Genomic DNA, 11,057 nt, shown 5'->3' with positions numbered 1-11,057 from the left:
CCGGGCGTAGCTGCGTCCTTCCCTGGTCGCGGTGAGGTGTGTCAAGGGTCGAACTCGTTCGAGCCCGAAGGGCCGCGAAGCGCCCTTGACTCACCTCACCACGACTAGCAAACTCACGCAGCCCGGCGACGCGAACCACATGCACCTACCCGCGAACCACCCACACCTACCCGCGAACCGCACGCGCCGACGAACCCGCGAACCACCCACACCCGGCGTACCGGCGTACCGGCGTCGGAGGGACTTGCGTCAGGGAGCGATCTCCAGGGCTGCGATCTCGCCGTTGGGGTTCAGGGTGAAGCGGTAGATGAGGTCGACCTCACCGCCGGGGAAGTTGCCCACCAGGTGGTGGGTGAGATCCCAGTGGATGTCGTCGAGTTTCACGGCGTGGGTCAGTTCGGCCGTGTAGGTGAACTCGTTGGTGGTCTTGTCGCGCCAGGCGCGGATCTCGTCGTGGCCGGAGTACGTGTTGCCGTCGTCGGTCACCGTGGCGTCGGGGGCGAAGGCGGTCAGCAGATCGGCGTGGTTCGGCCGGCGGTCGGGCTGGTCCTCGCGCAGGTACGTGGTGATCGCGTGCGGCAGGTGCTTGACCGTCTCGGCGACGGACGGGTCAGGCGGGGTGGGGATCGTCATCGGTTGCCTTCCAACGAGAGCTGAGGGTGCGTGCACAACCCGGGCCGGCTGCCGGCGCCGATTCCCACCGTAGCGCCGGGTCCCCGGGCGGCGGGATGTGGGCGCATTAGGGTCGGGGGCATGAAGGTGATCAAGGTGGTCGGGATCGGCGCCGGGGACCCGGAGCAACTGACGGTTCAGGCCGTGAACACGCTCAACCAGGTCGATGTGTTCTTCGTGCTCGACAAGGGTGAGGTCAAGCAGGAACTCGTCGACCTGCGCGAGGAGATCCTGCAACGGTTCGTCGGCGGCAGCGACTACCGCGTCGTGGTCGGCCGGGATCCCGAGCGCGATCGGAGCAGTGCCGAGTACGTCGAGTCGGTGGACGACTGGAGACGCCGCCGGGCCGATGTGTGTGCGGGACTGATCGGCACCGAACTCGGCGAGAACCAGGTCGGCGCCTTCCTGGTCTGGGGCGATCCGTCCCTCTACGACAGCACCCTGGCGATCCTCGAGGACATCCTGGACCGCGGCGAGCTCGCCTTCGAGATCGACGTGATCCCGGGGATCAGCAGCGTGTCCGCCCTGGCCGCGCGGCACCGGATCGGCCTGAACCAGGTGGGCCGGCCGATCCAGATCACCACCGGCCGGCGACTGGCCAAGGGCTGGCCGGACGACGTGGACGACGTGGTGGTGATGCTCGACGCCCAGACCGCCTTCACCGAGCACGTCGACATCGACGCCGACATCTACTGGGGCGCCTACCTGGGCACGCCGGACGAACTGCTGGTCTCCGGGAAGCTGTCCGAGGTCGCGGCCGAGATCACCGCGACGCGAGCTGAGGCGCGGCAGCGCAAGGGCTGGATCATGGACACCTACCTACTCCGCCGCCATCACCGCTGAAGACAATTCAGGACCGGTAAAGACAATTCAGCCCATTCTCCAGAATGCCCCGCACATTACCAAAGGTTCTTTAGGAAGTCCAGCATAAATACGTTTGAACTTATTTCTCCCGTGCTCTTCACCTGACCGGCCGGGTCCCATTAGCCTGTCCGGGAGCCACTTGTCCACCGCCCCCATGACCGCGTCGCCGCCCCCCGTGACGTGGTCAGGACAGAGGAGTCACCCCATGAGAATGCCCCGTTTTGTCCGCCTTCTGGCGCCACTGGTCGCCCTCGGCGCCGCCTTGTCGATGTTCCTCACCGCCCCGGCCGACGCTCGCGAAGCCGCGCCGGACACGACCCAGGCCTGCACGTTCACCACCTGGGTAGCCGGTAACTGGTACGGCACCGGAAGCATTGTGAAGTTCACCAACGGGCTGTATTACATCGCCGAGCACGACAATCCCGGCTACGACCCGACGATCAGCACCTGGTACTGGGAGCCGTACGACTGCGGCGGCGGCTCCACCCCGACCGCATTCCCGGTCAGCGAAGCCCAGTTCAACTCGATGTTCCCGAACCGGAACTCCTTCTACTCGTACTCCGGCCTGACCGCTGCGCTGAGCGCCTACCCGGGCTTCGCCAACACCGGTGACGACACCACCAAGAAGCGCGAGGCCGCCGCCTTCCTCGCCAATGTGAACCACGAGACCGGCGGGCTGGTCTACATCAAGGAGATCAACGAGGCGAACTACCCGCACTACTGCGACTGGGGCCAGCCGTACGGCTGCCCGGCCGGCCAGGCGGCGTACTACGGCCGCGGCCCGATCCAGCTGAGCTGGAACTTCAACTACAAGGCCGCGGGTGACGCCCTCGGCATCGACCTGCTGGGCAACCCGTGGCAGGTCGAGCAGAACTCGGCGATCGCCTGGAAGACCGGCCTCTGGTACTGGAACACCCAGACCGGACCGGGCACCATGACGCCGCACAACGCGATGGTGAACAACGCGGGCTTCGGCGAGACGATCCGCAGCATCAACGGCTCGATCGAGTGCAACGGCGGCAACCCGGGCCAGGTCCAGAGCCGGGTGGATGCCTACACGCGCTTCACTCAGATGCTGGGCGTCTCCCCCGGCAGCAACCTGTACTGCTGACAACTGCACCACGGTGATCACTGGCGAATGCGCAGTACCAGCCTGGAGACCAGCGGGGTCAGGAAAAGCAGGAACAACGCATAGAAGGTCACGCCGGGGATCAGTGCGGCGAGGATGAAAGCGACCACGAACAACCCGGTCGTCGCGAGGGAGACTGCCAGCTCCCGCTCGGTGACCGGGTTGTCCGGCTGCTCGAGTTCCGGGTGGTTGCGGATCAGCAGCGTGAGCGCGGTCTGGAAGATGCTCAGGGCAAGAATCGTGCCGATGTAGAAGCCGGCCGTGAACCGGCTGGTCTCGTAGCTCCCGACGATCTCGGTCGGGAACGGCAGGATCACGATCGTCAGCAGCCAGCCCAGGTTCAGCTGGATGAGCGTGGTGTTGTAGGCACGCACATGCTCGAACATGTGATGGTGGGTCAGCCAGAACCGCGCGATCACCACGAAACTCAGCAGGAACGCGTACACCTGCCCCTCGTGCTCCGTGATCACCTCGACGGCAGTCAGCCCCTCGGCCTTCGACTCCGTCACCACTTCCACCAGGGGCAGGATCAGCAGCGTCACCGCGATCGCCACCACCGCATCGGTGAACAGCACCAGCCGATCCGGATTCCTCGTCATACTCACGGCCCACAAGATAGTGCAGATTCAGGCCTTGGCGGACCTGAGCAATGTTGCTCCCAGCACCAGAGCCGCGATGACGAAGCCGGCTGCCGCCAGGAACGCCGCACTGTACCCATCGCGGAGGGCCGAGCCCTCCCACGCGCCCTCAGCCAGCTTGGCCGCGGTCTGCGACGCGGCCAGAGTGGCCAGTACTGCGGTGCCGACTGCAGCGCCTGCCTGCTGTGCAGTGTTGTTCAGCCCTGACGCCAACCCGGCATCCCCCGGCTCCGCACCCGACATCGCGAGCATGATCGCCGCCGGAATCCCGACCCCGGTTCCCGCGCCTACCAGCGCAGCCGCCGGGGCCACGTTCAGCAGGTAGGAACCATCGACCGGCGCCTGGCTGATCAGCACCAGGGCGACCAGGAGGGTGGCCAGCCCGGCGAGCAGCATCGTCCGGCTGCCGAACCGCACAGTCAGGCGCGGTCCGATGAACAGTGACATCGCCGCACCGATCAGCGGAGCAGGCAGGAACGCCAGCCCGGTGTGCAACGAGTCGTAGCCGAGCACACTCTGCAGGTAGAGCGCAGTCATGAACTGGAAGCCGAACCCGGCCGCGAACAGCAGGACCACGATGACGTTGGCCACAGTCACCTGGCGCTTGCGGAAGATGTGCAAGGCAAGCAACGGCTGCGCGGCGCGGGCCTGCCGTAGTACGAACCCTCCGAGCAGCAGGACGGCGACCACAGCCAGCACGATCGTCCGCAGCAGCTCCGCGCTCGCCTCGGCTGTCTGCACGATCGTGTAGATGCCCAGTGACAGTCCTGCCGTCACCAGCACTGCTCCGACGATGTCGGCACCCTTGCTGATCCCGATCCCCCGCTCCGGGGTCAGCAGGCGGACAGCGAGAACCAGGGAGACGATGCCGATCGGGATGTTGATCAGGAAGGACCAGTGCCAGCCGACGGTCTGGGTGATCACGCCGCCCAGGATGAGCCCGATCGACGCTCCGCTGGCAGAGGTGAAGCCGTAGACGCCCATCGCCCGGGCCTGCTCTCCCGGCGCCGGGAAGAGGCCAACGATCATCCCGAGGATCACTGCCGAGGCGAGGGCACCACCGACGCCCTGCAGGAAGCGGCCTGCGATCAGCAGTTCCGAACTGGTGGCGAGGCCGCAGATCAGTGAGGCCGCCGTGAACAGGCTGAGTCCGGCGAGGAAGACCCGCTTGCTGCCGATCAGATCCCCGATCCGGCCGGCCAGCAGGAGCAGCCCGGCGAACGCGATCAGGTAGGAGTTCATGACCCAGGCGAGCCCGGCCTGCGAGAAGCCGAGGTCCTTCTGGATCGTCGGCAGCGCCACCGTGACGACGGTGCCGTCGAGGATGATCATCAGCTGCATCGCGCAGAGCACCGCGAGCGCCTTCGCCCGGGAGCGTGCTGGCGGGTCAGCGGACGCGGGGGTGGTGGATGAGCTGGGTGCGGCGGTTGTCGAGGTCACCGGTCGTCTCCTTGTCAGGGCTTGTGCAGCCGAACAAGAACGACCTTAACAGATAGTTCCGTAGCAGACGATCTTTTAAGGGATCAGTTTCTCAGTGGATGCGTTGCCGGGTCCGGCGCACCGGCTGGGCCTCGACCGCGGTGGAGAGGTGGTCGTCGACGAGGGTGGTCAGAGCGTCGGCGAAGGGCCGGCGCTGGGCGGCGGCGAGCGCATCGAGAGCGTCCTGATGGACCGCGTCGACGATCCGCTGCCCCTCGGCGGCGACCTCCGCGCCCGCCGGGGTGACGGCGATGATCCGGGCCCGGCGGTCGGTCTCCGACGGGCGACGCTCGGCGAATCCCGCCTTCTCGAGCGCATCAACAGTGACGACCATGGTCGTCTTGTCGAGATACGCGAGCTCGGCGAGCTGGATCTGGGTCCGCTCCTCCTCCAGTGCGTACACCAGTACGCACTGCATCCGCGGCGTCAGCCCGATCTCCGCCAGCGCGGCGGTCAACTGGGTCTCGAGCACATGCCCGGCATGCTTCAGCAGTCCGGTCAGGTCGGGGACGGTACGCAGCGGAGTCTTGGCCATACCGTTGAGTCTAGCGCGGGATCATCCGATATCAGATGATCTGCAACCGGACCTATCGACTCCTTTTCCGGGAACGGCCGATCGCGAAGCATCATCCTCGAAATGATGCAGTACCCCACCGGCAGACGGAAAAGCGACGCGGTCGGTCTGAGCACTTCTGTGCTAAACAGGCGGTAACCAAAGGGGCCCCAGTGGACCAGCTAACTCTCGGCGTCATCGGCCGTTCTCGCAAGGAGAACGAGCATCGACTGCCGATCCATCCGCAGCATTTCGACCGGATCGACGAGGATCTGCGGCAGCGGATCTACCTCGAGTCCGGGTACGGCGAACTGTTCGGCGTCTCCGATCAGCAGCTGTCCGAGTCCGTCGCCGGCGTCCTGGACCGGGACGAGCTGATCGCCCGGACCGACATCGTGGTGCTGCCGAAGCCGCAGCCCGAGGACCTCGCCGAGCTTCGTTCCGGGCAGGTGCTCTGGGGCTGGCCACACTGTGTGCAGGACGACAAGATCACCCAGCTGGCGATCGACCGGAACCTGACCATGATCGCCTTCGAGGCGATGAACCACTGGACCAGTGACGGCCGGTTCAACCTGCACGTGTTCCACAAGAACAACGAGCTGGCCGGCTACTGCTCGGTGCTGCACGCGCTGGAGCTGATCGGCTCGACCGGCGACTACGGCCGCAGGCTCAACGCCGCGGTGATCGGTTTCGGGGCCACCGCGCGAGGAGCGGTCACGGCGCTCAACGCGCACGGCGTCCACGACGTCGACATCCTGACGGCCCGCGGCGTGACAGCGGTCAGTTCGCCGATCCACTCGGCCCGGATCATCCAGTTCGACCACGACGAGGCCGACGACACCACTGAGCCGCGCCGCAGCCACGCGCAGGTCGAGGAGGAGCGGGTTCCGCTGGCCGGGTTCCTGGCCGAGCACGACATCATCGTGAACTGCGTGCTGCAGGACCCGGACGCGCCGCTGATGTTCCTGGTCGAGGAGGACGTGGAGCTGTTCACGCCGGGCAGCCTGATCGTGGACGTGTCCTGCGACCTGGGGATGGGCTTCAGCTGGGCCCGGCCGACCGGGTTCGCCGATCCCACCTTCGTGGTCGGTGACAACGTCACGTACTACGGCGTCGACCACACCCCGTCGTACCTGTGGAACTCGGCGACCTGGGAGCTCAGCGAGGCGCTGCTGCCGTACCTGCGCACGCTGCTCGACGGACCGGAGGCATGGGAGGCGGACGAGACGATCCGCCGTGCCATCGAGATCGAGCGCGGCGTCATCCGCAACCCCGGCATCCTCTCGTTCCAGCACCGCTCACCGGAGTATCCACACCTGCCGCTCTAGTTCGGCCGGCGGGTGACCCGAAACACAGAGGGTGGACGGGAAGTAGCATCACGGCCGTGGCACCTGATGAAAGGAATGCGCCGGACCGCTGTCCGGGCGTTCTTACCGTGCACCAGGCGGCCGACGGTGGACTGGCCCGCGTGCGGCTGCCCGGCGGCGTACTGACTCCTGCTCAGCTCCGGGTGCTGACGGCTGCTTCGGTGGAGCTGGGCGACGGCAACCTGGAGTTGACCTCGCGCGCCAACGTGCAGATTCGCGCGCTGCGGGCGGGGGCGCCTCAGGAACTGTCGGAACGCCTGTACGCGGCCGGGCTGCTGCCGTCGATCACGCATGAGCGCGTGCGGAACATCCTGGCGTCACCGCTCTCCGGACTCGACCAGCACAGCCTGTACGACGTACTGCCGGTCGTGGGCGAGCTGGATCGCCTGCTCTGCGCGCACTCCGGGCTCGCCAGCCTTCCGGGGAGGTTCCTCTTCGCCGTGGATGACGGGCGGGGTGATCTCGCCGCGGTGGGAGCTGATGTCGCGGTGCGGATGGTGTCGCCCGATCAAGCCACGCTGCTCCTCGCCGGCACCAACACCGGAGTACTGCTATCTCCAGCCGAAATAGCACCAACCATGCTCGCCGCGACCGAAGCCTTCCTTGCCGAGAGAACAGGTCAGTCATCAAGTGCGTGGCGCCTATCCGAGCTCCCGAACGGCCCGGCAAACGTTCTTGCACGCCTAGGCCTTCACCAGAAGAAAGCTCCACAAGCACCTATGGGGTGGGGTGGGCTGGAGGCGGGGCGGTATGAGCAGGCCGACGGGAAATCTGCGTTGGTGGTGACGGTGCCGTTGGGGAGCCTTAGTGCGGGGCAGGCTGGGGTGTTGGCGGGGTTGGGTGAGCAGGCAGCAGGTGAGCTGCGGGTGGCGCGTTCGCGTTCGATCGTGGTTCCCGGGGTGAGGGCAGTGGACCAGGCGGTTGAGCGGCTTGCGGGGGTTGGGTTGGTGGTTGAGGCTGGGTCGCCGTGGGACGGGGTTACTGCGTGCGCGGGGCGGCCTGGGTGTGGCAAGGCGTTGGCTGATGTTCGGGGGGATGCGCGGCGGGTGACGCCGGGGTTGCCGGGGCGGCATCGGGCGGTGCATTGGTCTGGGTGTGAGCGGCGGTGTGGGCAGCCTGCGGGTGAGTTTGTCGATGTGTTGGCACTGACGGACGGCTATTCGATCGACGGCTCACCGGCCGTGACGATCGACCTGAGAATGCTGTCGACGGCTCTCCGGCCGCGGCGGTCGAGCTGAACGTGATGAGGATGTTGTGAGCGGCAAGTTCGAGTATGTGACTGATGGGGCCGAGATTTATCGGCGGTCGTTTGCGACCATTCGGGGCGAGGCTGCGCTGGGTGGGCTTCCTGCTGAGGTGGCGCAGGTTGCCGTGCGGATGATTCATGCGTGTGGGATGACGGATCTTGTCGCCGACCTTGGGTGGTCGCCAGGTGTGGTGAAGAGTGCGCGGGTCGCGCTCAACGCCGGTGCTCCTGTCTTCTGTGATGCCGCGATGGTTGCCGCTGGTGTGACTCGGCGGCGGTTGCCTGCCGAGAACGAAGTGATCTGCACGTTGGGCGATCCCTCCGTCCCCGACCTTGCAACCCGCCTGCGGACGACGCGGAGCGCGGCTGCCATCGATCTCTGGCTCGACCGCCTCGAAGGCTCAGTAGTTGCTATTGGCAACGCTCCGACCGCGTTGTTCCGGCTGCTGGAACTGATCGCGGCGGGCGCGCCACGGCCGGCCGCAGTACTGGGGATTCCGGTCGGGTTCATCGGTGCCGCCGAGTCCAAAGAAGCTTTGGCCGCGAATGACCTCGGGCTTGAGTACCTCGTGGTCCGCGGCCGCCGGGGCGGCAGCGCGATCACCGCGGCCGCCATCAACGCGATCGCGAGCGAGGAAGAATGACGGCACGCCTGTGGGGAGTCGGGCTCGGTCCCGGCGACCCGGAACTGGTGACGGTGAAGGCCGCCCGGCTGATCGGCGCGGCCGAGGTGATCGCGTTCCACAGTGCGCGGCACGGTCGGAGCATCGCCCGCTCGGTCGCCGCGCCGTACCTGCGGGACGGTCAACTCGAGGAACACCTGGTCTATCCGCTGACCACGGAGACCACGGATCACCCTGGCGGCTACCAAGGCGCGATGGACGACTTCTACACCGACTGCGCCGCGCGGCTGGCTGCTCACCTCGACGCCGGCCGCGACGTCGTAGTACTGGCTGAAGGTGATCCGTTGTTCTACGGGTCCTACATGCACATGCACAAGCGGCTGGCAGATCGCTATGAGTGCGAGGTTGTTCCCGGCGTGACCTCGGTGAGCGCGGCGGCCGCAGTACTCGGGAGGCCGCTCTGTGAGCGGGATGAGGTCTTCACTGTGCTGCCGGGGACGCTGCCGCCGGACGTGTTGGCTGAGCGGCTCCGCAATACCGACGCAGCGGCGGTGATGAAGCTGGGCCGCACGTTCGAAGGCGTCCGCGAGGCCTTCGAGTTGGCCGGCCGCCTCGACGAGGCCTGGTACGTCGAACGCGCGACGACCGAGGCACAACGCACAGCACCCCTGGCCGATATCGATCCCGACTCGGTGCCGTACTTCTCGCTGGCCCTGCTGCCGAGCCCCATCAACAACACTCACACCGCGCCGGTCCAGCAACCGCTGACCCGCGAAGGATCGGTGACGGTCGTCGGACTCGGACCGGCCGGACCGCAGTGGATGACCCCCGAGGTCCGCGCTGCGATCGCGGCCGCCGACGACCTGATCGGCTACGGCCCGTACGTCGATCGCCTGCCGGACCGTGCTCGCCAGCGCAAACACAGCTCGGACAACCGAGTCGAATCCGAGCGGGCCGCCTTCGCGCTGGACCTGGCTCGAAAGGGATCACAGGTCGTCGTCGTGTCCTCGGGCGACCCCGGCGTCTTCGCGATGGCGAGCGCGGTCACCGAGGTCGCAGCCGCACCGGAGTACGCCGACATCGTCGTGAAGGTCCTCCCCGGGATGACTGCCGCGCAGGCCGTCGCCAGCCGCGTGGGAGCGCCATTGGGTCACGACTACTGTGTGCTTTCGTTGTCGGATCGGCTCAAGCCGTGGGACGTGATCGCGGCCCGGCTCTCGGCGGCGGCGGCCGCGGACCTGGCCATCGCGATCTACAACCCCGCCTCGAAGTCGCGCACCTGGCAGGTCGGCGCCACCCGCGACCTGCTGCTCGAGCACCGCTCTCCCGCCACTCCGGTCGTGATCGGCCGGGACGTCGGTGGACCGGCCGAGACGATCACCGTCACGACCCTCGCCGACCTGGATCCGGCCCAGGTCGACATGCGCTGCCTGCTGCTGATCGGTTCGTCCCAGACCCGGACCGTTGCCAGGTCTGCCGGTTCTCTCGTCTTCACCCCCCGCCGCTACCCGGAGGCCCCCAGAGCTGGCAGAGGTAGTCCGCACCACTCGGCCGAGTAAAAATCCGGTGGCCCGGCCTTGCCGGTCCCCTTACGCTTGTCCCGAACTGCGCGCCGCCGCGACCTCGCGGCAGGCGCTTTGACGAGTGAGGGGAGCCCGGCCGTGCGTTACCGCATCGCTGTCAGTGCTCCCCGGTCACGGTACGACGTGATCCTGGTGTCTTCGTGTGTCAGGTACCGGCTGCGCGGTCGGCACCTGTCCGTGACGAACTGACCCGGCCTGTCCCGCAGGCGGCTGCGTTCTGAGCCGCCGCAGGAGGTGTCGCGCATGGCCTGACCACAGGCCGCTTCGTCCGCGAATCGCGCTGTCCCGATCCGCAGTCACTCGAAAGGCCCATCGGCCATGCGTACAAACCTTGACCACCGTCAACAGAACAGCCCGCTGTCCGGCGTGCGCAATGTCGGCATTCTCGCCCATGTCGATGCCGGCAAGACCACCGTCACCGAACGGATCCTGTATCTCACCGGCACCACTCACAAGCGCGGTGAGGTCCATGACGGGACGACCGTCACCGACTTCGACCCGCAGGAACGCGATCGTGGGATCACGATCTTCGCCGCGGCCGTGAGCTGCGACTGGGACGGGCACTCGATCAACCTGATCGACACCCCGGGCCACGTCGACTTCTCCGACGAGGTGGAGCGCTCGCTGCGGGTGCTCGACGGTGCCGTCGCACTGTTCGACGCCGTCGCAGGAGTCGAACCGCAGAGCGAGTCCGTCTGGCGGCAGGCCGACCGGCACGGGGTGCCGCGGATCGCGTTCGTCAACAAGCTGGACCGCCCCGGCGCCGACCTCGACGCAGCGGTGGCCTCGATCCGCGAGCGGTTGCACGTGACCCCGCTAGTGGTCCAGTTGCCGATCGGAACGGAGGACGAGTTCAGTGGAGTGATCGATCTGCTCAGGATGAGGGCCTACGTCTGGGCCGAC

At 67.0% G+C, this 11,057-nt stretch carries 11 protein-coding genes; 7 read left to right on the top strand and 4 right to left on the bottom strand.

From position 1 onward, the window contains the following. Positions 1–249 precede the first annotated feature (249 nt). On the bottom strand, positions 250–633 hold the full coding sequence (locus tag VFG33_RS17450; RefSeq protein ID WP_325053940.1) for a nuclear transport factor 2 family protein: 384 nt from the start codon (positions 631–633) through the stop codon (positions 250–252). Between the two features lie 120 nt (positions 634–753). Between VFG33_RS17450 and cobF the strand changes: the two genes are divergently transcribed. Together cobF and VFG33_RS17440 are read left to right on the top strand one after the other, a co-directional pair. Continuing rightward, positions 754–1,515 carry a precorrin-6A synthase (deacetylating) gene (cobF, locus tag VFG33_RS17445; RefSeq protein ID WP_325053939.1) on the top strand — a complete coding sequence of 254 codons (762 nt, stop codon included), beginning with the start codon at positions 754–756 and terminating at the stop codon, positions 1,513–1,515. A gap of 226 nt (positions 1,516–1,741) precedes the next feature. Continuing rightward, complete coding sequence (locus tag VFG33_RS17440) at positions 1,742–2,647, top strand: chitinase (protein ID WP_325053938.1); 906 nt, start codon at positions 1,742–1,744, stop codon at positions 2,645–2,647. A gap of 17 nt (positions 2,648–2,664) precedes the next feature. On the opposite strand, the gene VFG33_RS17435 is transcribed toward VFG33_RS17440, so the two are convergent. The 3 genes from VFG33_RS17435 to VFG33_RS17425 form a co-directional block, all read right to left on the bottom strand. Continuing rightward, entirely contained in the window at positions 2,665–3,264 is a 600-nt protein-coding gene (locus VFG33_RS17435; protein ID WP_325053941.1) for a TMEM175 family protein, read from the bottom strand. Between the two features lie 27 nt (positions 3,265–3,291). Further along, complete coding sequence (locus tag VFG33_RS17430) at positions 3,292–4,743, bottom strand: MFS transporter (protein ID WP_325053937.1); 1,452 nt, start codon at positions 4,741–4,743, stop codon at positions 3,292–3,294. Between the two features lie 91 nt (positions 4,744–4,834). Next, positions 4,835–5,317: a MarR family winged helix-turn-helix transcriptional regulator gene (locus VFG33_RS17425; protein WP_325053936.1), complete on the bottom strand. Its 483-nt coding sequence runs from the start codon at positions 5,315–5,317 to the stop codon at positions 4,835–4,837. Positions 5,318–5,508: 191 nt separating this feature from the next. Between VFG33_RS17425 and VFG33_RS17420 the strand changes: the two genes are divergently transcribed. The 5 genes from VFG33_RS17420 to VFG33_RS17400 form a co-directional block, all read left to right on the top strand. After that, positions 5,509–6,663 carry a N(5)-(carboxyethyl)ornithine synthase gene (locus tag VFG33_RS17420; RefSeq protein ID WP_325053935.1) on the top strand — a complete coding sequence of 385 codons (1,155 nt, stop codon included), beginning with the start codon at positions 5,509–5,511 and terminating at the stop codon, positions 6,661–6,663. 56 nt (positions 6,664–6,719) lie between these two features. After that, positions 6,720–7,940 (top strand): ferredoxin-like domain-containing protein, encoded by a 1,221-nt coding sequence (locus tag VFG33_RS17415; RefSeq protein WP_325053934.1) that lies wholly within the window; start codon positions 6,720–6,722, stop codon positions 7,938–7,940. 16 nt (positions 7,941–7,956) lie between these two features. Continuing rightward, positions 7,957–8,592: a precorrin-8X methylmutase gene (locus VFG33_RS17410; RefSeq protein WP_325053933.1), complete on the top strand. Its 636-nt coding sequence runs from the start codon at positions 7,957–7,959 to the stop codon at positions 8,590–8,592. After that, a complete protein-coding gene (locus VFG33_RS17405) occupies positions 8,589–10,130 on the top strand; it encodes a precorrin-2 C(20)-methyltransferase (protein ID WP_325053932.1) in 1,542 nt (513 codons plus the stop codon). The genes VFG33_RS17410 and VFG33_RS17405 overlap by 4 nt, the downstream gene beginning before the upstream one ends. 342 nt (positions 10,131–10,472) lie before the next feature. Then, positions 10,473–11,057 (top strand): GTP-binding protein (locus VFG33_RS17400; RefSeq protein WP_325053931.1); only part of this gene is annotated, 585 nt, incomplete at its 3' end.

Source organism: Kribbella sp. (assembly GCF_035687465.1).
Lineage (GTDB): Bacteria > Actinomycetota > Actinomycetes > Propionibacteriales > Kribbellaceae > Kribbella.
Note: the sequence above shows the minus strand (reverse complement) of the source record. Positions and strands in the feature narration are given on the sequence as shown.